Raw genomic sequence first — 22,795 nt, forward strand, 5'->3', positions numbered from 1 at the left:
CGATGGAAGCCAGCATGACACGCCCGAATATCCTGTTCATCATGGCCGACCAAATGGCCGCACCCCTGCTGCCCATTTATAGGCCTTCACCCATTCAGATGCCGCACCTCAGCCGCCTGGCCGAGCAGGCCGTGGTGTTCGATTCAGCCTACTGCAACAGCCCGCTGTGTGCGCCGTCGCGCTTCACCCTGGTCAGCGGCCAGCTCCCAAGCCGCATCGGTGCCTACGACAATGCTGCCGATTTCCCCGCCGACGTACCGACCTACGCCCACTACCTGCGCCGCCTGGGCTACCGCACGGCGCTGTCGGGCAAGATGCATTTCTGCGGCCCGGACCAGCTGCATGGTTACGAGGAACGCCTGACCAGCGACATCTACCCGGCCGATTATGGCTGGGCAGTGAACTGGGATGAGCCGGATGTGCGCCCAAGCTGGTACCACAACATGTCCTCGGTACTGCAGGCAGGCCCCTGCGTGCGTACCAACCAGCTGGATTTCGACGAGGAGGTGGTGTTCAAGGCGCGCCAGTACCTCTACGACCACGTGCGCGAGAACGACGGCCGGCCGTTTTGCCTGACCGTGTCGATGACCCACCCACACGATCCGTACACCATTCCCAAGCACTACTGGGACCGCTATGAGGGTGTGGATATCCCCATGCCTGGTACCGAATTCAGCCAGGCAGAACTGGACCCGCATTCGCAGCGCCTGCTCAAGGTCTATGACCTGTGGAACAAACCGCTGCCCGTGGACAAGATCCGCGATGCACGCCGGGCCTATTTCGGCGCCTGCAGCTACATCGACGACAACATCGGCAAGCTGTTACAGACCTTGCAAGAGTGCGACCTGGCCGACGACACCCTGATCGTGTTCTCCGGCGACCACGGCGACATGCTCGGCGAGCGTGGCCTTTGGTACAAGATGCACTGGTTCGAGATGTCGGCGCGGGTGCCACTGCTGGTTCATGCACCGCAGCGCTTTGCCGCCAGCCGTGTCAGCGCCTCGGTATCGACCTGCGACCTGTTACCGACCCTGGTCGAATTGGCGGGCGGGGCTGTGGATAACACCCTGCATCTGGATGGCCGCTCACTGCTTGGCCACCTGCAAGGGCAGGGCGGCCACGACGAAGTGATCGGCGAATACATGGCCGAAGGCACTGTCGGGCCGCTGATGATGATCCGCCGCGGGCATTACAAATTCGTGTACGGCGAAGACGACCCTTGCCTACTCTATGATCTTGGCCGCGACCCGCACGAGCGGGAGAACCTCGCCAGCAGCCCGGACCACCAGGCGCTGCTGCAGGCGTTCGTCGAGGAAGCCCGACAGCGTTGGGACATGCCCAGGTTGCGCCAGCAGGTACTGGCCAGCCAGCGCCGTCGCCGCCTGGTGGCCGAAGCGCTGGCTACCGGCAAGCTGCACAGCTGGGACCATCAACCATGGGTAGATGCCAGCCAACAGTACATGCGTAACCACATTGATCTCGACGACCTCGAGCGCAAGGCACGTTACCCACAGCCCGCCCCCCTGGATTGAGAAGAGGCCGCCATGCACACGTTTTCCGCCGCCGTACTCACCCTGGCCTTGGGCCTGGGTACCACCCCGGCCCACGCCGCTGACGACGATGCACAATGCAGCACGGTAAAAATGGCCGACCCTGGCTGGAGCGACATAGCCACGACCAACGCCGTGGCCCGGCTGCTACTGGAAAGTCTGGGCTACCAGGTGAAGATCGACAGCCTGGCCGTGCCCATCATCTACGGTGGCCTGAAGGACGGCCGTGTGGATGCCTTCCTTGGCAATTGGATGCCGGCGCACCAGGGCTTTCATGACAAGTTCGTCGCCAATGGGGATGTGCAGCAGTTGTCGCGCAACCTGGAAGGCACCGAGTTCACCTTGGCCGTGCCGGACTACGTCTGGAATGCCGGGGTCAAGGATTTCGCCGACCTGCACAAGCACGCCGACCAGTTCGACAAGAAACTGTACGGCATTGGTTCCGGCGCACCGGCCAACCTGTCGCTCAAACAAATCATCGACAACAATGAGTTCGACCTTGGCCAGTGGAAACTGGTCGAATCCAGCGAGCAGGCGATGCTGACGCAGGTCGACCGCGCCGTGAAGAAGCAGCAATTCATCACCTTCCTCGGCTGGACGCCACACCCGATGAATGTGAAGCTGAAGATGCACTACCTCACGGGCGGGGAAAAATGGTTCGGTAGCAAAGGCCAGGTGTACACCCTGACGCGCAAGGGTTATCCACAAGCCTGCCCGAATGCGGCGAAGCTGCTGGGCAACCTGAAGTTCACACTGGACATGGAAAACAGCATCATGGCCCAGGTTGTGGACAAGAAGATCAGCTTCGACGACGCGGCCAGGGCTTGGGTCAAGACGCACCCCGAGTTACTGGAGGGGTGGTTGGCCGGGGTCACCACCAAAGCCGATGGCGATGCCCTGGAGGCCGTCAAAGCCAAACTATGAACTCACCAGCAATACACCTAACCTGTGGGAGCGGGCATGCCCGCGAACACCGGCAAAGCCGGTGCCATCTATAGCGGTGGCTTCTTCGCGGGCATGCCCGCTCCCACAGGTCAGGTGCATTAAATCAAGGATTGTGGATAACCCATGCATCGTATCATCCACCTGCTGCCATTCCTCGCCTGGCTCCCGCGCCAATCGGTCCGCAGCCTGCGCCAGGACCTGCTGGTGGGCCTGGGCGGTGCCATCCTCGCGCTCCCGCAGTCCATCGCCTATGCCCTGATCGCCGGCCTGCCTGCCGAATACGGCCTGTACGCCGCCATCGTGCCGGTATTGATCGCCTGCCTGTGGGGTTCGTCCTGGCACCTGATCTGCGGCCCGACCGCGGCCATCTCCATCGTGCTCTACGCCAGCATCAGCCCATTGGCCGTGGCTGGCAGTTCGGACTACATCACGCTGGTGCTGCTGCTCACCTTCCTCGGCGGGGTCTTTCAACTGCTGCTGGGGCTGCTGCGCTTCGGTGCGCTGGTCAATTTCGTCTCGCATTCCGTAGTGCTCGGCTTCACCCTTGGCGCCGCGGTCGTCATTGCCCTGGGGCAATTGCCCAACCTGCTGGGCATGGACCTGCCCAGCCAGGCCACGGCGCTGAAAACCGTACAGGACCTGGCCAACCATGCCGGCGAAATCAATGTGCCATCCTTGCTGTTGGGCCTGGCCACCGTGGTTATCGGTGTGGCGCTCAAACTCTGGCGCCCGCGTTGGCCCAGCCTGTTGATAAGCCTGATCGCGGTGAGCCTGCTGGCCTGGCTGCTGCCGGGCTGGTTTGGCCATGTGCCGAGGGTCGCGGCATTCACCGGCCAGCTTCCACCCTTGAGCCCGCTGCCCTTGCTGGACGTGGAGCTGATTCTGCGCCTGCTGCCCAGTGCCGTGGCGGTAGGTATGCTGGGGTTGGTCACCAGCCTGTCGATTGCCCGGTCGTTGTCGGCACGCTCGGAACAGCTGATCGACCCTGATCAGGAAATTCGCGCCCAGGGCGTGTCGAACATCGTTGGCGCGTTCTTCTCGGGTTACCTGTCTGCTGGCTCCTTCACCCGCTCGGGCCTGAGCTACGAAGCAGGTGCCCGCTCCCCCATGGCCGGGGTGTTTTCGGCGCTATGGGTGGCGCTGTTCGCCATCACCGGTGCTGGCTTGATCGCACAGTTGCCGATCCCCGCCATGGCCGGCAGCATACTGTTGATCTGCTGGGGGCTGGTGGACCGCCAAGCCATCCGCGCGCTGTTCCGGGTCAGCCGTTCGGAGTTCCTGGTAATGGCGCTGACGGCGGCGGCAACCTTGCTGCTGGAGTTGCAGACGGCGATCTATGCCGGGGTGCTGGCGTCGCTGTTCTTCTACCTCAAACGCACATCACGGCCACGGGTGCAGCAAAGCCGCGAGGGCGAAGCGGATGTGCTGCGGGTAGGTGGCTCAATCTTCTTTGGCGCGGCGCACTACCTGCAAGTACGTTTGCAGCTGTGCCAAGGCCCGCATGTGGTGATCGATGCGCGGCAGGTGAATTTCATCGACTACTCCGGTGTGGACATGTTGCACCGCGAGGCACGGCGCTTGCGGCGCCTGGGCGGGAGCCTGACCTTGCACCGGGCAAGGCCGCAGGTGATCGAGGAATTGCAGAAGCTGGAAGGGGCGCAGTTGTGCCCTATCCGGTTTGAGGAATGAGGTTGGGTTGAGATTAGGGGCTGCTTTGCAGCCCATCGCGACGCAAGGCCGCTCCCACAAGGGAAGGGTGTACGCCGACCCAACGCGGCCCCGGCAATTTCAGCCCCGAGCCAATTGCCGGCGCAACTCAGCCAACACCGGAGCGGTATCCGGCCGTACCCCACGCCAGATAAAGAACGCCTCAGCGGCCTGCTCAGCCAGCATCCCCAACCCATCCAGCACTTTGGCCGCGCCCAGCTTCTGCGCCCACTGGCAAAACGGCGTAGGTTCCTTGCCATACATCATGTCGTAGCAAACCGTGTGCCCTGCCTCGACCAAACTGTCGGCAATCGGCGGCAATTCCCCGGCCAAACTGGCTGAAGTGGCGTTGATGATCACATCCACCGGCTCCTGCAACCAGGCAAACCCGCTGGCCACCACCGGCCCCAGTTCATCGAACTCACGCGCCAGCTGCTCGGCCTTTTCCACGGTACGGTTGGCGATCACCAGCGATTGCGGCCTGTGCGCCAGGATCGGCTCCAGCACGCCACGCACTGCACCGCCGGCACCGAGAATCAAAATGCGCTTGCCCGTCAGCTCGACTCCGGCATTCACCGTCAGGTCACGCACCAGGCCGGCGCCATCGGTGTTGTCACCTTGCAAAGTGCCGTCAGCCAGCTTGCTCAGTGTGTTCACCGCGCCAGCGCGCTGGGCACGCGGGGTCAGGCTGTCGCACAGGCGGTAGGCCTCTTCCTTGAACGGCACGGTGACATTGCCGCCGCTGCCTTGCTTGAAGAAGCCGCGTGCGCAGTCGCTGAACTCATCCAGCGGCGCCAGCAGGGTGGCGTATTCCAGGTCCTGGCCGGTCTGCTCGGCAAACAGGCGGTGAATCAGCGGCGACTTGCTGTGGCCGATGGGGTTACCAAAAACGACGTACTGGTCCATGGCGGCTCCTTGGTTATCCACAGGCTTACTGGCCAAGCCAGTCGCGGTCTTGCAGGAAGTAGTCGGTCAGGCGCGCTTCTTCGCTGCCCGGTGCCGGCTTCCAGTCATAGCCCCAGCGCACCTGTGGCGGCAGCGACATGAGAATGGACTCGGTGCGCCCGCCCGACTGCAGGCCGAACAGGGTGCCGCGGTCGTAGACCAGGTTGAACTCCACGTAGCGGCCGCGGCGGTATTCCTGGAACTCACGCTGCTGCGGGGTATAGGGGGTGTGCTTGCGGCGCTGGACGATCGGCAGGTAGGCGTCGACATAGGCATCGCCAATGGCACGGATGAAGGCGAAGCAGGTTTCGAAGCCCCACTCGTTCAGGTCGTCGAAGAACAGCCCGCCAATGCCGCGTGGCTCGCCACGGTGCTTGAGGTGGAAGTAGCGGTCGCACCAGGCCTTGTAGCGCGGATACACATCGGCACCGAAGGGTGCACATGCCTGCTCGGCCACGCGGTGCCAGTGAATGCAGTCTTCCTCGACGCCGTAGTATGGGGTCAGGTCGAAACCGCCACCGAACCACCACACCGCCTCTTCACCTTCCTTCTCGGCAATGAAGAACCGCACATTGGCGTGCGAGGTGGGCACATGCGGGTTGTACGGGTGGATCACCAGCGACACGCCCAAGGCCTCGAAGCCCCGGCCCGCCAGCTCCGGGCGGTGGGCGCTGGCCGACGGCGGCAGGCCGGCGCCGAATACGTGGGAGAAGTTGACCCCGCCTTTCTCGATCAGCTTGCCCTCGCCGATCACCCGCGTACGCCCCCCGCCACCGGCTTCGCGCACCCAGGCATCCTCGACGAAGCGGGCACCGCCGTCTTCGTTTTCGAGGGCAGAGCAGATGCGGTCTTGCAGGTCGAGCAGGTAGGCTTTCACGGCCTCGGTGCGGCTAGTCATCGGGTCACCAGGAACGGGCAGGGAAGAATTCGCCGCGTAGCATAACACCGCCAGCGCGCGCGCCGCAGTTGACGGCGATCAAGCAAAGGCGTCCGATAGAAGGCCTTTCCCGATCCCGACTACAGGAGTACGAGATGGCCAAGCGTATCCAGTTCAGCCAGCATGGCGGCCCCGAAGTGCTGCAATTTGTGGAATTCGAACCCGCCCCGCCGGGGCCCCAGCAGGTGCGCGTGCGCAACCATGCGATCGGCCTGAACTTCATCGACACCTATTTCCGCAGCGGGCTGTATGCACCGCCATCACTGCCTTCGGGGCTGGGCACCGAAGCGGCCGGTGTGGTCGAGGCCGTGGGCGAAGGCGTGACCCGGCTGAAGGTGGGTGACCGCGTGGCCCATGCCGGCGGCCCGCTGGGCGCATACAGCGAGGTTCACACGCTGCCGGAGGCCAACCTGGTCAAGCTGCCCGACAACATCAGCTTCGAGCAGGCAGCGGCGGTGATGCTCAAGGGGTTGACCGTGCAGTACCTGCTGAAGCAAACCTACCAGGTGAAGGCGGGTGACGTGGTCCTGTTCCATGCGGCCGCCGGTGGCGTGGGTTCGCTGGCGTGCCAATGGGCGAAAGCGTTGGGTGCCAAGCTGATCGGCACTGTGAGTTCTGCCGAGAAGGCCGAGCGGGCCAAAGCGCTGGGCGCATGGGCGACCATCGATTACAGCCATGAAGACGTGGCCAAGCGGGTGCTGGAGTTGACCGACGGCAAGAAATGCCCGGTGGTGTACGACGGCGTTGGCGCCGATACCTGGCTGACCTCGCTGGACTGCCTGCAACCGCGCGGGCTGATGGTGAGCTTCGGTAATGCCTCGGGTGCGGTCAGCGGGGTGAACCTGGGAATTCTGGCGCAGAAGGGCTCGCTGTATGTGACCCGGCCGACCTTGGCAACCTATGCCAACAATGCCGAAAACACCCAGGCCATGGCCGATGACCTGTTTGCGATGATTGGCAGTGGCAAGCTGGTTGTGGATATCCAGCAGCAGTACCCGCTGAGCGAGGCGGCAAAGGCGCAGGCAGAGCTGTCGGCGCGGCGGACTGTAGGGTCGACAGTACTCATTCCCTGAGCCGTGCCCTGTGGGAGCGGGCATGCCCGCGAAGAAGCCACCGCGGTGGATGGCACCGGCTTTGCCGGTATTCGCGGGCGCGCCCGCTCCCACAGGTGCTGCGTCGGCTCTGAAAGCTGCGCTATGGCTGTGAGGGTCGGTTCGTCGGTGGCGGGGTCGACTCGATCCCATCGAGTATTGCCTCGACCACCCCCTCTGCCATTTCAATCGCATGCAGGTTCGACCAGAACATGCCACGGCCCTCTTCGCGCATGTAGTCCAGAGCTTTGTAGCCGGTTTCGTAGGCGCTGCGCAGGTACAGGGCTACATGGACCAGAGCGTCCTCGGCGAAAATGTTCGGGTTGACGGTGAAGAGTGGGTCATGGCCGGCGTCGCAGCGGCCGAACGGGCGGGTGGAGGTGCAGGGTAGGGGTGGATCGGGCACTATTTTTTTCATGGCTTGCTCCAGGCATGAGCTGGCGCCAAGCCGTTACCACACGGTTTAGGCGGCAGCTGTACGCGAGGTGGTAAACCGGGCTGGAGGCGCTCCCGGCAGGCACGAAGCCTCCCGCGCACAGCTGCCATAGCTGTGACGCCCCAAGCACATCCGGGTTACCACACCCGATCGCCAAGTTATTCGGCGACGGTTGAAGCCTAAGGGCAGAGGTTCCCACTGAGAAGGTGATGGCAGAGGACGCGGGTCGTAGGATATTTCCCAAGCCGCGAGCTGGACAGCCATTTTGGCAACAATCAGAAAACCCTGACTGCAATGGCGCGCCAGCATCAAGCGCTGCGCCGCGGGGAGGGTGAGGGGCGCCGCTTGACCATGAATGCTCGGAGGCGTAGCCTTTGCTCCTGAGGTTGTGCTGGTGCGCCGGTTGAGTTTCAAGTTATCCGGGCGAGTACATCCTTACCATTCAGGCCGCTCAAGCGGCCTTTATTTTTTGGGCTTGTTTCTATCCCCTTTAGGGATAATCGAATACAGCTCTGCCTTGGGCTTGCGAGCCGTCAGTTCAAAAATCGCCTCATCAAAAACTTCATTGCCATAGCCATCGTCACGACCAATCGTGCTGCGAAGAGCGGTCATGCGCGTGGCGTTTTTCCAGATTGATGTCGCCGCCAGTGCTGCCTCGATTTGCAAAATCATGTCATCAATGGTGTAGCCATCTCGAATCACACGGCTTCTGTAGGCATGGCTACCGATGAATACGATGCCCGGATCCTCAAGCAGCGGTAGTTCCTGCGCTTCTTTCTGCCTGTTTATCGCTTCAAATTGATCTGCGGTAAACCTGCCTATTTCCACCGATCTAACCCGGTTGTTGGACGCAAGCTGCTGCAGATCCGCCCTTATCAGATATTCGGCATTTTTGAATAGCGGCATTGCTTCGGATGCTCCCGCCGAATTGCGACGTGAGCAGGCTAGAGGCAGGGGTTCCAGCATGGAAGGTGATGACTTAGGACAGAGACAGTAGGAAGCTTCCCAATTGGCAAGATCGGGCAAATCAGAAATAGGTCTGACGATTAGTGTGGCCGCTTTGCGGCCCTTTCGCGACACAAGGCCGCTCCTACAGGCATAGCGCCAGGGCTGAAAGCTGCGCTGTACTTGTAGGAGCGGCCTTGTGTCGCGAAACGAGGGCGAAGCCCTCGCCAGCGGTATCAACCCGGCCGCACAACCTCACCGGTAGCCAGGTTGCGAATCACGCTCGGATTCTTCCGCCCCCCCAGCGCCCCACCCAGCACCAGGTCCAGCTGGCCATGGAAGTACTGCTCCACCCGCAATCGGGTCTTCGCCGCCGGGCGCCCGCCGGGGTTGCACGAGGTGGAAATCAACGGCCCCACCAGCGCGCACAGTTCGCGCACCACCGGGTGGTCACTGACCCGCAGCGCTACGGTGTCATGCTGCCCGGTCACCCACTCCGGCAACAGGTCCTGGTGCGGCACCAGCCAGGTATTGGGCCCCGGCCAGGTGCTGCCCATACGGTCGATCCAGTCCTCGGGGAAATCTTCGAACAAAAAGTCGAACTGGCGGATATTGTCGGCGACCAGGATCAGGCCTTTATCCACAGGCCGCGACTTCAGCGCCAGCAGGCGGTACACCGCGTCCTCGTTCCAGGGGTCGCAGCCCAGGCCCCAGACCGCTTCCGTTGGGTAGGCGATTACTGCGCCCGCCCGGATCTCACGTGCGGCTTGTTGCACACGAAAACTGCTTACCATTGCTGTTACTCCGCCTATGAACTTGCCTGTGCGCAGTGTACTTAGCCCGCGCGGGCAAACCAACGCCCGGCTTCATTGCTGACCCGCCCCTCCAGTTCCAGCTCGGTCAATTGCGCAAGCACTTCGGCCAGTGGCAACTCGCTGCAATGGGCCAGGCTTTCGCTGGTCTGGGGCGCCGCGTGCAGCAAGGCCAGCAGTGGGTGGTCGAACTTGTCCGCAACCGCAGGTGGCAGGTTCTGCCAGCCCTGCAGGCTTTCCATGATCTGCTCCACGGTTTCCACCAGCAGCGCGCCGTCGCGAATCAACTGGTGGCAGCCCTTGGCCCCAGGGTGGTGGATGGAGCCCGGAATGGCATACACCTCGCGGCCTTGTTCTGCCGCCAGCCGCGCCGTGATCAGCGAACCACTGGCCAGGCTGGCCTCGACCACCAGCACGCCCAGCGACAAGCCACTGATGATGCGGTTACGCCGGGGGAAGTTGCTGGGCTGTGGCCCGGCATCCAGCGGGTACTCGGAAACCAGCGCGCCGCCGCTGTCGATAATCGCCTGGGCCAGCGCGGTGTGCCGCTGTGGATAAAGTTTTTGCAGCCCTGTGCCGAGCACCGCGATCGTACCCCCACCGGCCTGTATTGCGGCCCGATGAGCGGCGCCATCGATACCCACTGCCAACCCGCTGGTAATCGTGAAACCGGCCTGTGCCAGGTAACGGGAAAACGCCGCGGCGGTATCGAGGGCTGGCGGTGAAGCGCGCCTGCTTCCCACAATTGCCAGCTGCGGGCGCTCGAGCAGGGCAGGGTCGCCGGCGACAAACAGCAATGGCGGGGCGTCATCGATTTCCCGCAGCAGCGGCGGGTAACCAGGTCCGTCAAACATCAGTAAATGCTGGCCCGGCTGCTCTAGCCAGGCCATCGCCGCCAGCGCTCCGTCGCGCACTTCGGCACTGCGCCGCGCGTCGATTGCTGCCTGGGGAATGCCCAACGCGCGCCAGGCGCCGGCGGGTGCGCACAGGGCAGAAGATGCGCTGCCAAACGCCTCCAGCAACGTGCAGAAACGCCGCAGGCCGGTGTCCGGCAAACGGTGCAGACGCAGCCGCGCCTCCAGTTCAGCCGGCGCAACAGGCGACGAATGGTGATTCGACATGGGGATCATCCTTGATCTGAAAAAGGGCCATCGGCGTGGCACAAGCTGTGGATAACTGTGTTGATAACGGTTTGACAACCTGTCTATCGAATAGCCGACAAGCAGGCCCTGAAAACCCTAGACGAGCTTTCACAGGTGCTGAAATCCACGTTTGCCTTTATTATGTGTGCTCAGGTGCGACACGCGTAGCGTGTCTCCTCCACCAAGCTGTATGGCCAGCTTGATGGGATTTCTGCAAGGAAATCGAATACTTGGGTATTCATCCCCAAGAAACAAAACCAACCCAGAAGTCCACTGCCTTCAAGGGCTTACCGCTGCGGCGGATGGCAAACCCCAAGGTCGTTCAGCTCTCGGTAGCACGACCGCAGAACCGGTACTCCCGGTTTTGGAGAGCCTCTTAGACTTAACCCACGCGGGAGTGTAGATCCCCGCAGGGGTCACCTCCTGCTCGTTTTCATTGCAGGAGGTAACAAATAACCGACCAACGGTCATTACCGTCTTGGCTCGGCTTTTCCTCAGGAGACATGAGCGGAAGCTCTGTCTGTCATTGTCCAACTGCCGCCCGCACGGAGCAGTAGCGGACTCGTTGTACGACCAACGGTAGCCTACGACGGCATGCACTACTGGCAACGGTGGTGTGTGAAGCCCGTCTGACAATGTAGCCCCCATCTCGGGTGCATTCTCTCCGCGAGGAGGGGTGCAGAGACTCGGAGCAGTGCCGGGTTAAGGCGCTAGGCTGACTGGTATGGGCAACATATGTGAACTACTGATAAACACCGTAAACATAGCCAAGCCAAAGCTGCTGACAGGCTTGAACCAAAAGGTACGTGATCGGTTATTCCCGTCTGAGCTGGGGATACGTCGTCTTCCGAGATCACCGGTGAAAAAGGTAGGTCCTAACCCAGTCGTGTGACAGACAGGGAACGTGGTAAGCCCGTATCGCTGCCCTTTGGGCAGGTGAACCGTAAGGAACACTGTTGGCGGTGCGGGTATGGGATCGCAGAGAAAGCGAACGCCAGGTTGTAATGGCTTGGATAGGGGTTGGAACATCACCCCACGGGAAACCGGGCAGACTTCTGCGTGGTCTTCTGCCGCAATGACTCTGACTGAGACCGTCTCATCAACTTCAGGGCTGGCTTCATTGGCCCTTGATCTTCCAACCCTGACGGGGTGCATACGCCCCTCAGGGGTACGTGCGCATTCCGCTCGGGTGGTATCACTTTGAGAGGAAAGCAGCATGAAAGAGCTTAGCCAGCAAGGTGAGCCTGCGCTTTCCGGCACTCCGCAACAATGGCACGACGTCGATTGGCGTCGGGTTCAACGGAATGTCCGGGAAATGCAGGTGCGAATTGCGAAGGCTTGTCGGGAAGGCAAATGGCGCAGGGTTAAATCCCTGCAACGAATGCTTACTCGCTCGAAGTCGGCCAGATACTTGGCTGTACGGAGAGTCACGGAAAATCAGGGAAGCCGTACGGCGGGAGTCGATAGGCAACTCTGGGACACACCCATCGCGAAATGGAACGCGGTTGGTCAGTTGAAGACGCGGGGTTACCGGGCTCGGCCACTACGGCGAGTCTACATCCCGAAGTCGGATGGACGGGAACGCCCATTGGGCATACCGACCATGACGGATAGGGCTATGCAAGCGCTGTATATGCTGGCCCTGTCTCCCATCGCCGAAACCCATGGCGATCCTAATAGCTACGGCTTCAGGATCGAACGTTGTACGGCGGATGCGATGGCGCAGCTCTTCCTGTGTCTTTCCAAACAGGCTTCCGCCTGTTGGGTTTTGGACGCAGACATCGAAGGGTTCTTCGACAACATCAACCACGAATGGCTGCTAAGGAATGCCCCTACGGATACCCGGATGCTTCAGCAGTGGTTAAAGGCTGGAGTCATCCACAAGGGGCAGTTGCACGCAACGGACGCAGGCACGCCACAAGGGGGAATTATCTCCCCGGTGTTGGCAAATCTGGCACTGGATGGTCTGGAAACACTCCTCAAGCAATACCTAGGAGTGGCAAGGGCGAAGAAACTGAAGGTGAATGTGGTGCGATACGCAGATGACTTCGTGATTACTGGCACCTCCTCGGAGGTGCTTGAGAACGAAGTAAAACCTTGGGTAGAACAGTTCCTCGCGACGCGAGGGCTGCGGTTGTCACTCAAGAAAACGCGTGTTGCTCACATCGACGAAGGCTTCGACTTCCTTGGATGGAGTTTCCGGAAATACGAAGGAACGTTACTGATCAAGCCGAGCAAGAAGAACGTTAAGGCGTTCTATAGCAAGGTTCGAGAGGTGATCGACTCTCACAAGACGGTGAGGCAGGACGACTTGATCCGAATGCTAAACCCGATGCTGAGAGGGTGGGCTCTGTACCACCAGCCAGTAGTTGCCAAACAAGCGTACAGCCGTATGGACAACAGAGTGTTTATCAAACTCTGGCGATGGGCAAAGAGGCGGCACCCAAACAAGTCCCTCGACTGGGTCAGGAAGAAGTATTTTCGGGCCTCAGGGGACAGGAAATGGGTGTTCGCGACCACAGTATTGGAGGAAAATGGGACGAAACGGGAGTTCGAGTTGTACTCGCTTGCGAGTACTCCGATCGAGCGGCACAGAAAGGTGAGTGGGGAATATAACCCCTACGATCCAGCCATGGAGGCCATGGGCGAGAAACTCCGGATGGACCGGATGCTGAATAAGCTGAAGTACCGGAAACAAATCGGAAATTTATTCGCCAGCCAGAACGGCCTGTGCCTGCTTTGCAAACAACCGATCACCAAGGAAACAGGGTGGCACGACCACCACATCATCCACCGGGCCGTAGACGGTGGTGACGCTTTGGCCAATCGGGTACTCTTGCATCCTAATTGTCACAACCAGCTCCACACGCGTGGTCTGCACGTGAGCAAACCGGCTTCCATTGGAAGCTTGGTGAAGGCTTGAGCCGTATGCGCTGAAAGGCGCACGTACGGTTCTTAGGGGGGAGCTGGCCAGTAATGGCCGGTTCCCACCCGACTTTTCAACCAAACGCACAGTGACTGCCTGACCTTATGGCCATCTTGAACATTCTCGAATTCCCCGACCCGCGCCTGCGCACCATCGCCAAGCCGGTGACGGTGTTCGACGACGCCCTGCGTCAGCTGATCGACGACATGTTTGAAACCATGTACGAAGCCCCCGGCATCGGCCTGGCCGCGACCCAGGTCAACGTGCACCAGCAGGTCGTGGTGATGGACCTCAGCGAAGACCGCAGCGAACCGCGGGTCTTCATCAACCCTACGGTCGAAGAGCTGACCGACGACATGGGCCAGTACCAGGAAGGTTGCCTGTCGGTGCCGGGCTTCTACGAGAACGTCGACCGCCCGCTGCGGGTACGGGTAAAAGCCCAGGACCGCGACGGCAAGCCGTTCGAGCTGGAGTGCGAAGGCTTGCTGGCGGTCTGCGTGCAGCACGAATTCGATCACCTCAACGGCAAGCTGTTCGTCGACTATCTGTCGCAGCTCAAACGCGACCGGATCAAGAAGAAACTGGAAAAGCAGCACCGCCAGCAAGCCTGATCCCCACCTTCCAGAAGGCTTGCTCCGGCAAGCCTTTTTCTTTTTTGAAGCGAGAACTCCATGCGCATCGTCTTTGCAGGCACCCCAGAGTTTGCTGCCGAACACCTCAAGGCCCTGCTCGACAGCCCTTACGAGATCGTGGCCGTCTACACCCAGCCTGACCGCCCTGCCGGCCGTGGCCAGAAGCTGATGCCCAGTGCGGTCAAGGCGCTGGCCGTGGCCCATGGCATCCCGGTACTGCAGCCGCAAACCCTGCGCAACGCCGAGGCGCAAGCTGAACTTGCCGCACTGCAGCCAGACTTGATGGTCGTGGTTGCCTACGGCCTGATTCTGCCGCAGGCGGTGCTGGATATCCCCCGCCTGGGCTGCATCAACAGCCACGCCTCCTTGCTGCCGCGCTGGCGCGGTGCAGCGCCGATCCAGCGTGCCGTGGAAGCCGGCGATACCGAAAGCGGTGTCACCGTGATGCGCATGGAAGCCGGCCTGGATACCGGCCCAATGCTGCTCAAGGTAACCACCCCGATCAGCGCCGAGGACACCGGCGGTAGCCTGCATGACCGCCTTGCGCAAATGGGCCCGCCCGCCGTCGTGCAAGCCATCGCCGGCCTGGCCGACGGGTCGCTGCAAGGCGAGGTGCAAAACGATGCCCTGGCCACTTATGCACACAAGCTGAACAAGGACGAAGCGCGCCTCGACTGGCGCCGCCCGGCCGTCGAACTGGAGCGCCTGATCCGTGCCTTCAACCCCTGGCCGGTGTGCCACAGCACCCTCGATGGCGAGAGCGTGAAGGTGTTGGCAGCCAACGCGGCAGCAGGCAAAGGTGAGCCGGGCGAGATCCTGTCCGCCAGTAAAGATGGCCTGGTGGTTGCCTGTGGTGACCAGGCACTGAGCCTGACCCGCCTGCAACTGCCCGGTGGCAAGGCGCTGAGCTTCAGCGACCTGTTCAACAGCCGCCGCGAGAAGTTCGCCGCCGGCAAGGTACTTGGCCAATGAACCCACGCCTCGCCGCCGCCCGTGCCCTTGCCGCTGTACTCAGCGGCAAGGCTTCATTGAACAGCTCGCTGCCGGCACAACTGGACAAGGTCGATGAGCGCGACCGCGGCCTGACCCAGGACCTGGCGTTCGGCACTGCACGCTGGCAGCCCCGGCTCGACCTGCTGGCCGCCCAGCTGCTGCAGAAGCCGTTCAAAGCCGCAGACGCCGATGTGCAGGCGCTGCTGCTGGTCGGCCTGTACCAGCTGTTCTACACCCGAATTCCGGCCCACGCCGCAATTGGCGAGACCGTAGGTTGTGCCGACAAACTGAAGAAACCCTGGGCCAAGGGCCTGCTCAATGCCGTGCTGCGCCGCGCCCAGCGCGAGGGCGAAGCACTGCTGGCCGGCATGGAGCGCGACCCCGTGGTACGCACCGCCCACCCGCGCTGGCTGCAAAAGGCGCTGAAGGCCTTCTGGCCAGAGCAGTGGGAGGCCATTTGCGCCGCCAACAATGCGCACCCGCCGATGATCTTGCGGGTCAACCGCCGTCATCACAGCCGTGACGCCTACCTGCGCCTGCTGGCCGACGCGGGCGTTGCCGCCAGCGCCTGCCACTACAGCCGCGATGGCATCGTGCTGGCCGAAGCCTGCGACGTACGTGGCCTGCCAGGCTTCGCCGAGGGCTGGGTGAGTGTGCAGGACGAAGCCGCGCAGTTGTCCGCTGACTTGCTGGAGCTGGCCGCCGGCCAACGCGTGCTCGACGCCTGTTGCGCGCCCGGCGGCAAAACCTGCCACCTGCTGGAAGCCGAACCAGGCCTGGCTCACCTGACAGCCATCGACCTTGAGGCCAAGCGCCTGACCCGGGTGCGCGAGAACCTCGACCGCCTGCAGCTCGATGCCGAGCTGATCGCCTGCGACGCCCGCGACACTGCCAGCTGGTGGGACGGCAAACCGTTCCAGCGCATCTTGCTGGACGCCCCCTGCTCGGCCACTGGCGTGATCCGCCGCCACCCGGATATCAAGCTGACCCGCCAGGCCGACGACATTCCGGCCCTGGCCGCCCTGCAAGGTGAACTGCTCGATGCCCTGTGGCCGACACTGGAAGTGGGCGGCATGCTGCTGTATGCCACGTGCTCCAGCCTGCCGACCGAGAACACGCAAGTGATCGAGGCCTTCCTCGCCCGCACCCCCGGCGCGCGGGAGCTGGACCTGGCCACCGAGGCCGGCCTGCGCCAGCCTTACGGCCGCCAGTTGCTGGCCCAGGAAGGCGGCCACGACGGGTTCTACTATGCCAAGCTGATCAAGATCGCCGCCTCGCGCGGGTAAGCACAAAGGGTAGGGAGTAGCGGATGAAAATCATCATCCTCGGCGCAGGGCAAGTGGGCGGTACGCTGGCAGAGCACCTGGCCAGCGAAGCCAACGACATTACCGTGGTCGATACCGACGGCGACCGCCTGCGCGACCTGGGCGACCGCCTGGACATCCGCACCGTGCAAGGCCGCGGCTCGCTGCCGACGGTGCTGCGCCAGGCCGGTGCCGACGACGCCGACATGCTGGTGGCGGTAACCAACAGCGACGAAACCAATATGGTTGCCTGCCAGGTGGCCTATTCGCTGTTCCACACCCCGACCAAGATTGCCCGGGTACGCGAGTCGGCCTACCTGACCCGTGAAGAGCTGTTCGACAATGACCACATCCCGGTCGACGTGCTGATCAGCCCCGAGCAGGTGGTGACCAACTACATCAGGCGCCTGATCGAACACCCAGGGTCGCTGCAGGTGATCGACTTCGCCGAAGGCAAGGCGCAGCTGGTGGCCGTGAAGGCTTACTACGGCGGGCCGCTGGTGGGCCAGCAACTGCGCCAGATCCGCGCGCACATGCCTAACGTGGATACCCGTGTGGCCGCCATTTTCCGCCGCGACCGGCCAATCACCCCGCGTGGCGACACGGTGATCGAAGCCGATGACGAGGTGTTCTTCATTGCCGCGAAAAAAGACATCCGGGCAGTGATGGGCGAGTTGCGTCGCATCGACCAGACCAACAAGCGCATCGTCATTGCCGGTGGTGGCCAAATTGGCGAGCGCCTGGCCGAAGCCATCGAAAGCCGCTATCAGGTGAAGATCATCGAGATGAGCCCGGCCCGCTGCCGGCACCTGTCCGATACGCTAGACAGCACCGTGGTGTTGCAGGGTAGCGCCTCGGACAGGGACCTGATGCTGGAAGAAAACATCGCCGACGCCGATATCTTCCTGGCCCTGACCAACGACGACGAAGCCAACATCATGTCGTCGCTGCTGGCCAAGCGCCTGGGTGCAGGCAAGGTGATGACCATCATCAACAACCCAGCCTACGTCGACCTGGTGCAGGGGGGTGAGATCGACATTGCCATCAGCCCGCAGCTGGCGACCATCGGCACCCTGCTGGCCCACGTGCGCCGGGGCGACATTGTCAGCGTGCACTCGCTGCGCCGTGGCGCAGCCGAAGCGATCGAGGCGGTGGCCCATGGCGATGCCAAGTCGAGCAAGGTCGTTGGCAAGGCGATAGCGGACATCAACCTGCCACCGGGTACCACGATCGGCGCGATCATCCGTGCCGAAGAGGTCATGATTGCCCACGACAACACCCTGATCGAATCGGGTGACCATGTGATCCTGTTCGTTGTGGATAAAAAGCACATTCGCGATGTGGAGAAGCTGTTCCACGTCGGCTTGAGTTTCTTCTAGGAGCAAAGGGCATGCGCGAGTCGCTGGAGAAGATGCTGGCCAAGGGTGTGGATAACCCGTTGCTGCGTTTCGGGCTGGGCAAGGCCTGGCTGGATGAAGGTAACGGGGCTGAAGCTGCGGTGCACCTGGCGCGCTGTGTAGAGCAGGACCCGAAGTACTCGGCAGCCTGGAAGCTGCTGGGCAAGGCCTGTCAGTTGCAGGGTGACCTGGCGGCGGCGCGCAAGGCCTGGGAGGATGGGATCGTGGCGGCACAGGCCCACGGGGACAAGCAGGCCGAGAAAGAGATGACCGTTTTTCTCAAGAAGCTGAACAAGGCTTGAGATAGCCGGGGCTGCTTTGCAGCCCATCGCAGGCAAGCCAGCTCCCACAGGGACCGCAGCAGGGCTGACAGCTGTTTGCCGCAAGATGTGCAGCGCCTGTAAGCCCTGATGCGATCCCTGTGGGAGCTGGCGTGCCAGCGAATGGGGCGCAGAGCGCCCCCAGAGATCTCAATACCAGCGCGGCTCGCCAGCCGGGCGCTTCTTGAAGCGCTTCATGCTCCACATGTACTGGCTCGGGTACTCGCGCACATAACGCTCGACCACCTTGCTCATCGCCGCCGCCGACTCATTCACGTCGGTGCTGTACATCGCTTGCGGCGCAGCTTCGAGAAACACCTTGAAACCCGAGCCATCCGGCAGGCGCAAGGCATGCAGGAACACCCCCACCGCCTTGCCGCCCGCCAGCATGTTCGGCACGAACTTGCTGGTCAGTGCCTGGGTACCGAGAAATGGCACGAACACGCCAGCCGATTCGGCCGGCTCCGGGTCAGCGGGGATGCCCACCTGGCCGCCCCGGCGCACCTCCTTGATCACGCTGAGAATGCCTTCCTTGGTCGAAGGCGCAACGCGGTTGCCCATCTGTACGCGCTGCTCACGCAGCAGGTCATCCACAGCCTTGAGCTTGGGCGGGCGGTAGAAAATGATCGGCTTGCACTGGTTGCAATAGAAGTGGTTGAGCACCTCCCAGTTACCCAGGTGGCTGGTGATGCCCACCACGCCCTTGCCAGAGGCCAGGGCTTGCTCCAGCACTTCCAGGCCGTGCACTTCCTTGACCAGTTCCAGCGAGCGCTGTGGCGGCCAGATCCAGGCACAGGCGCTTTCCACAAACGACTTGCCAATGTCCCGCAAGGCTTGGCCAACCAGTTGCTCACGGGCAACCGGGTCCATCTCGGGGAAACACTTGGCCAGGTTGATGCGCACCACGTTGCGTGAACCGTTGGGGATCTTCCACATCAGCCAGCCGATGCCGGCGCCCACGCGCTGTACAGCGCCCCAGGGCAGCTTGGCAAACAGGCGCAGCACCCCGACCATCAGGGCGCCCTTGAACTTTTCCACAGGCGAATTCCTTATTTCAGCAAGGCGCGCATTGTAACCCTTCAACGAACCAGGGCGGCGTAACGATCGCAATCGATGGTGTGGTCCATGACCATGCCGGTGGCTTGCATGAAGGCATAGCAGATGGTCGGGCCGACAAAGGTGAAGCCGGCTTTCTGCAGCGCCTTGCTCATGGCCTTGGCCTCATCGGTGACCGCCGGCACGTCAGCGCGGCCCTGGAAGTGATTGATCTTCGGGGCACCGCCCACGAACGACCACAGCCATTCGGCGGGGTTATCCACAGCCAGCCAGGCCTGCGCATTGCGCCGGGCAGCCTTGAGTTTGAGGCGGTTGCGGATGATCCCGGGGTCCTGCATCAGCGCTTCGATGCGTTCGTCGCTGAGGGTGGCCAGTTTGACCGGGTCGAACCCGTGCATCACCTCGCGGTAACGCTCGCGTTTGCGCAAAACGGTGATCCATGAAAGCCCGGCCTGGAACCCTTCGAGCAAAAGCATCTCGAACAGCAACGCCGGATCGCGCTGCGGCTTTCCCCATTCCTGGTCATGGTAGGCCTGGTACAACGGATCGTCGGTACACCAAAAGCAGCGTGGCATAAGGCTCCAATGAGTAGAGGGCGAGGCGAATCAGGTTATACTCCCGCTCTTTACATCCGCATCCCCAGATACAGGTGAATTTCGTGAGCCAGCCTACGCCAGCCGTGCGTACCTTCCAAGACCTGATCCTCGCCCTGCAAAACTACTGGGCAGCTCAAGGTTGTGTGGTGCTTCAGCCCTACGATATGGAAGTAGGCGCCGGCACTTTCCACACCGCAACGTTCCTGCGCGCCGTGGGTCCAGAAACCTGGAACGCCGCCTACGTGCAGCCTAGCCGTCGCCCTGCCGACGGGCGGTATGGCGAAAACCCCAACCGCCTGCAGCACTACTACCAGTTCCAGGTGGTGCTCAAGCCGAACCCGGCCAACTTCCAGGAGCTGTACCTGGGCTCGCTGAAAGCCATTGGCCTGGACCCGCTGGTGCACGACATTCGCTTTGTCGAAGACAACTGGGAATCGCCGACCCTCGGCGCCTGGGGCCTGGGCTGGGAAATCTGGCTGAACGGCATGGAAGTCACCCAGTTCACCTACTTCCAGCAGGTAGGTGGCATCGAGTGCTACCCGGTCACCGGTGAAATCACCTACGGCCTCGAACGCCTGGCCATGTACATCCAGGGCGTCGATTCGGTCTATGACCTGGTGTGGGCCGACGGCCCGTTCGGCAAGGTCACCTACGGTGACGTGTTCCACCAGAACGAGGTGGAGCAGTCGACCTATAACTTCGAACACGCCAACGTCGACAAGCTGTTCGAACTGTTCGACTTCTACGAAAGCGAAGCCAACCGCCTGATCAAGCTGGAGCTGCCGCTGCCGACCTATGAAATGGTGTTGAAGGCCTCGCATACCTTCAACCTGCTGGACGCCCGCCGCGCCATCTCGGTGACCGAGCGCCAGCGCTACATCCTGCGTGTGCGTACCCTGGCCCGGGACGTGGCGCAAAGCTATCTGCAAGCCCGCGCACGCCTGGGCTTCCCGATGGCCACCCCCGAACTGCGTGACGAAGTGTTGGCTAAGCTGGAGGCTGCACAATGAGTGCTCAAGATTTCCTGGTAGAACTGGGCACCGAAGAGCTGCCTCCCAAGGCCCTCGCCAGCCTCGGCGACGCCTTCCTGGCCGGCGTCGAAAAGGGCCTGCAGGCCGCTGGCCTGAACTACACCGGCAAGCAGGTCTATGCTGCGCCGCGTCGCCTGGCCGTGCTGATTCGCCAGCTGGACGTGCAGCAGCCTGACCGCAGCATCAACATCGACGGCCCCCCCCTGCAGGCTGCTTTCAAAGACGGCGAGCCGACCCAGGCTGCCCTGGGCTTTGCCAAGAAGTGCGGTGTAGAGCTGGCCGAAATCGACCAGAGCGGCCCCAAGCTGCGTTTCTCCCAGCACATCCCAGGCAAAGCGACCGTCGGCTTGCTGCCGACCATCGTCGAGGACTCGCTGAACGATCTGCCCATTCCCAAGCGCATGCGCTGGGCCGCCAGCCGTGAAGAGTTCGTGCGCCCGACCCAATGGCTGGTCATGCTGCTGGGCGACCAGGTGGTCGATTGCACCATCCTGTCGCAGAAGGCCGGCCGTGAATCCCGTGGCCACCGCTTCCACCACCCGGAAAACGTGCTCATCACTGCCCCCGCCAACTACGTCGAAGACCTGCGCAAAGCCTACGTGCTGGCCGACTTCGCCGAGCGCCGCGAGCTGATCAGCAAGCGTACCGCAGAGCTGGCCATGCAGCAGGAAGGTACGGCCATCGTGCCACCGGCGCTGCTGGACGAAGTGACCGCGCTGGTCGAGTGGCCGGTGCCGCTGGTGTGCTCGTTCGAGGAGCGTTTCCTCGAAGTGCCGCAGGAAGCCCTGATCACCACCATGCAGGACAACCAGAAGTACTTCTGCCTGCTGGACAGCGAAGGCAAGCTGCTGCCGCGCTTCATCACCGTGGCCAACGTTGAAAGCCGCGACCCGAAGCAGATCGTGCAAGGCAACGAGAAAGTCGTGCGCCCACGCCTGACCGACGCCGAATTCTTCTTCAAGCAGGACAAGAAGCAGCCGCTGGAAACCTTCAACGAGCGCCTCAAGAACGTGGTCTTCCAGGCTCAACTGGGCACTGTGTACGACAAGGCCGAGCGCGTTTCCAAACTGGCTGCCTTCATCGCCCCGCTGATCGGCGGCGACGCCCAGCGCGCCGGCCGGGCCGGCCTGCTGTCGAAATGCGACCTGGCCACTGAAATGGTCGGCGAATTCCCGGAGATGCAGGGTGTTGCCGGTTACTACTACGCGCTCAACGACGGTGAGCCGCAAGACGTTGCCCTGGCGCTGAACGAGCAGTACATGCCACGCGGTGCTGGTGCCGAGCTACCGCAAACCCTCACCGGTGCCGCCGTGGCCATCGCCGACAAGCTCGACACCCTGGTGGGCATCTTCGGCATCGGCATGCTGCCAACCGGCAGCAAAGACCCGTACGCCCTGCGCCGTGCAGCGCTGGGTGTGCTGCGTATCCTGATCGAGAAGCAGCTGGACCTGAACCTGACCGGTGCGGTGGAATTCGCGGTCAAGCAGTTCGGTGCCAAGGTCAAGGCTGCCGGCCTGGCCGAGCAGGTGCTGGAGTTCATCTTCGACCGCCTGCGTGCGCGTTACGAAGACGAAGGCATCGACGTGGCCACCTACCTGTCGGTACGTGCCCTGCAGCCAGGCTCGGCGCTGGACTTCGACCAGCGTGTACAGGCGGTGCAAGCGTTCCGCAAGCTGCCCGAAGCCGAGGCCCTGGCCGCGGTCAACAAGCGTGTGTCGAACCTGCTGAGCAAGGCCGAAGGCGCCATCGCCGAGCAGGTCGAGCCGAAGTACTTCGACAATGCCAACGAGTTCTCGCTGTACTCGGCCATCCAGCAGGCCGACCAGGCCGTGCAACCGATGGCTGCTGCACGGCAGTACAGCGAATCGCTGGCCCGCCTGGCAGCCCTGCGCGACCCGGTTGATGCCTTCTTCGAGGCGGTCATGGTCAACGCCGAAGACGCCAAGGTACGTGCCAACCGCTACGCCCTGCTCAGCCGCCTGCGCGGCCTGTTCCTGGGTGTGGCCGACATCTCGTTGCTGGGGTAAGCC

20 protein-coding genes are annotated in these 22,795 nt (G+C 62.3%); 12 read left to right on the forward strand and 8 right to left on the reverse strand.

Going from position 1 to position 22,795, the window contains the following annotated elements; translation table 11 throughout:
- The first annotated feature begins 14 nt into the window (after positions 1-14).
- The 3 genes from betC to APH30_RS01305 all read left to right on the forward strand — a co-directional run bounded on the left by betC (position 15) and on the right by APH30_RS01305 (position 4,184).
- Positions 15-1,532 (forward strand): choline-sulfatase, encoded by a 1,518-nt coding sequence (betC, locus tag APH30_RS01295; protein ID WP_054911467.1) that lies wholly within the window; start codon positions 15-17, stop codon positions 1,530-1,532.
- A 12-nt stretch (positions 1,533-1,544) separates the two neighbouring features.
- Complete coding sequence (choX, locus tag APH30_RS01300; protein ID WP_029886703.1) at positions 1,545-2,474, forward strand: choline ABC transporter substrate-binding protein; 930 nt, start codon at positions 1,545-1,547, stop codon at positions 2,472-2,474.
- A 144-nt stretch (positions 2,475-2,618) separates the two neighbouring features.
- Positions 2,619-4,184: a SulP family inorganic anion transporter gene (locus APH30_RS01305; protein ID WP_054911468.1), complete on the forward strand. Its 1,566-nt coding sequence runs from the start codon at positions 2,619-2,621 to the stop codon at positions 4,182-4,184.
- A 99-nt stretch (positions 4,185-4,283) separates the two neighbouring features.
- Here the strand turns inward: APH30_RS01305 and aroE are convergent, their stop codons facing one another.
- Together aroE and hemF are read right to left on the reverse strand one after the other, a co-directional pair.
- Complete coding sequence (aroE, locus tag APH30_RS01310; protein ID WP_054911469.1) at positions 4,284-5,108, reverse strand: shikimate dehydrogenase; 825 nt, start codon at positions 5,106-5,108, stop codon at positions 4,284-4,286.
- A 25-nt stretch (positions 5,109-5,133) separates the two neighbouring features.
- Positions 5,134-6,045: an oxygen-dependent coproporphyrinogen oxidase gene (gene hemF, locus APH30_RS01315; RefSeq protein ID WP_054911470.1), complete on the reverse strand. Its 912-nt coding sequence runs from the start codon at positions 6,043-6,045 to the stop codon at positions 5,134-5,136.
- 134 nt (positions 6,046-6,179) lie between these two features.
- Between hemF and APH30_RS01320 the strand changes: the two genes are divergently transcribed.
- Complete coding sequence (locus tag APH30_RS01320; protein ID WP_054911471.1) at positions 6,180-7,157, forward strand: NADPH:quinone reductase; 978 nt, start codon at positions 6,180-6,182, stop codon at positions 7,155-7,157.
- 121 nt (positions 7,158-7,278) lie between these two features.
- On the opposite strand, the gene APH30_RS01325 is transcribed toward APH30_RS01320, so the two are convergent.
- From APH30_RS01325 to dprA, 4 genes are all read right to left on the reverse strand, one after another.
- Positions 7,279-7,593, reverse strand: a complete 315-nt coding sequence (locus tag APH30_RS01325) for a hypothetical protein (RefSeq protein ID WP_054911472.1) — start codon at positions 7,591-7,593, stop codon at positions 7,279-7,281.
- 480 nt (positions 7,594-8,073) lie between these two features.
- A complete protein-coding gene (locus tag APH30_RS01330) occupies positions 8,074-8,577 on the reverse strand; it encodes a hypothetical protein (protein ID WP_256221929.1) in 504 nt (167 codons plus the stop codon).
- 215 nt (positions 8,578-8,792) lie between these two features.
- Positions 8,793-9,350, reverse strand: coding sequence for an L-threonylcarbamoyladenylate synthase (locus tag APH30_RS01335; protein ID WP_015268440.1), 558 nt, complete (start codon positions 9,348-9,350; stop codon positions 8,793-8,795).
- 41 nt (positions 9,351-9,391) lie between these two features.
- A complete protein-coding gene (gene dprA, locus APH30_RS01340) occupies positions 9,392-10,489 on the reverse strand; it encodes a DNA-processing protein DprA (protein ID WP_054911474.1) in 1,098 nt (365 codons plus the stop codon).
- Positions 10,490-11,726: 1,237 nt separating this feature from the next.
- Between dprA and ltrA the strand changes: the two genes are divergently transcribed.
- From ltrA to APH30_RS01370, 6 genes are all read left to right on the forward strand, one after another.
- Positions 11,727-13,433 carry a group II intron reverse transcriptase/maturase gene (gene ltrA / locus APH30_RS01345; protein WP_054911475.1) on the forward strand — a complete coding sequence of 569 codons (1,707 nt, stop codon included), beginning with the start codon at positions 11,727-11,729 and terminating at the stop codon, positions 13,431-13,433.
- A 107-nt stretch (positions 13,434-13,540) separates the two neighbouring features.
- Positions 13,541-14,047, forward strand: a complete 507-nt coding sequence (gene def / locus APH30_RS01350) for a peptide deformylase (protein WP_009682343.1) — start codon at positions 13,541-13,543, stop codon at positions 14,045-14,047.
- A gap of 60 nt (positions 14,048-14,107) precedes the next feature.
- Positions 14,108-15,040, forward strand: a complete 933-nt coding sequence (gene fmt, locus APH30_RS01355; protein WP_054911476.1) for a methionyl-tRNA formyltransferase — start codon at positions 14,108-14,110, stop codon at positions 15,038-15,040.
- Positions 15,037-16,347 (forward strand): 16S rRNA (cytosine(967)-C(5))-methyltransferase RsmB, encoded by a 1,311-nt coding sequence (gene rsmB, locus APH30_RS01360; protein WP_054911477.1) that lies wholly within the window; start codon positions 15,037-15,039, stop codon positions 16,345-16,347. The genes fmt and rsmB overlap by 4 nt, the downstream gene beginning before the upstream one ends.
- A gap of 23 nt (positions 16,348-16,370) precedes the next feature.
- Positions 16,371-17,744: a Trk system potassium transporter TrkA gene (gene trkA / locus APH30_RS01365; RefSeq protein WP_009682347.1), complete on the forward strand. Its 1,374-nt coding sequence runs from the start codon at positions 16,371-16,373 to the stop codon at positions 17,742-17,744.
- An 11-nt stretch (positions 17,745-17,755) separates the two neighbouring features.
- On the forward strand, positions 17,756-18,064 hold the full coding sequence (locus APH30_RS01370) for a tetratricopeptide repeat protein (protein WP_009682348.1): 309 nt from the start codon (positions 17,756-17,758) through the stop codon (positions 18,062-18,064).
- Positions 18,065-18,232: 168 nt separating this feature from the next.
- Here the strand turns inward: APH30_RS01370 and APH30_RS01375 are convergent, their stop codons facing one another.
- Both APH30_RS01375 and APH30_RS01380 read right to left on the reverse strand, forming a co-directional pair.
- Positions 18,233-19,120, reverse strand: coding sequence for a lysophospholipid acyltransferase (locus tag APH30_RS01375; RefSeq protein ID WP_009684691.1), 888 nt, complete (start codon positions 19,118-19,120; stop codon positions 18,233-18,235).
- A 41-nt stretch (positions 19,121-19,161) separates the two neighbouring features.
- Entirely contained in the window at positions 19,162-19,713 is a 552-nt protein-coding gene (locus APH30_RS01380) for a DNA-3-methyladenine glycosylase I (RefSeq protein WP_054911478.1), read from the reverse strand.
- Positions 19,714-19,796: 83 nt separating this feature from the next.
- Between APH30_RS01380 and glyQ the strand changes: the two genes are divergently transcribed.
- Both glyQ and glyS read left to right on the forward strand, forming a co-directional pair.
- Positions 19,797-20,744 (forward strand): glycine--tRNA ligase subunit alpha, encoded by a 948-nt coding sequence (glyQ, locus tag APH30_RS01385; RefSeq protein WP_003253126.1) that lies wholly within the window; start codon positions 19,797-19,799, stop codon positions 20,742-20,744.
- On the forward strand, positions 20,741-22,792 hold the full coding sequence (gene glyS / locus APH30_RS01390; RefSeq protein ID WP_054911479.1) for a glycine--tRNA ligase subunit beta: 2,052 nt from the start codon (positions 20,741-20,743) through the stop codon (positions 22,790-22,792). Before glyQ ends, glyS begins: the two co-directional genes overlap by 4 nt.
- Positions 22,793-22,795: the final 3 nt, after the last annotated feature.

The sequence above is a fragment of the Pseudomonas sp. NBRC 111127 genome, from assembly GCF_001320345.1.
GTDB lineage: Bacteria > Pseudomonadota > Gammaproteobacteria > Pseudomonadales > Pseudomonadaceae > Aquipseudomonas > Aquipseudomonas juntendi.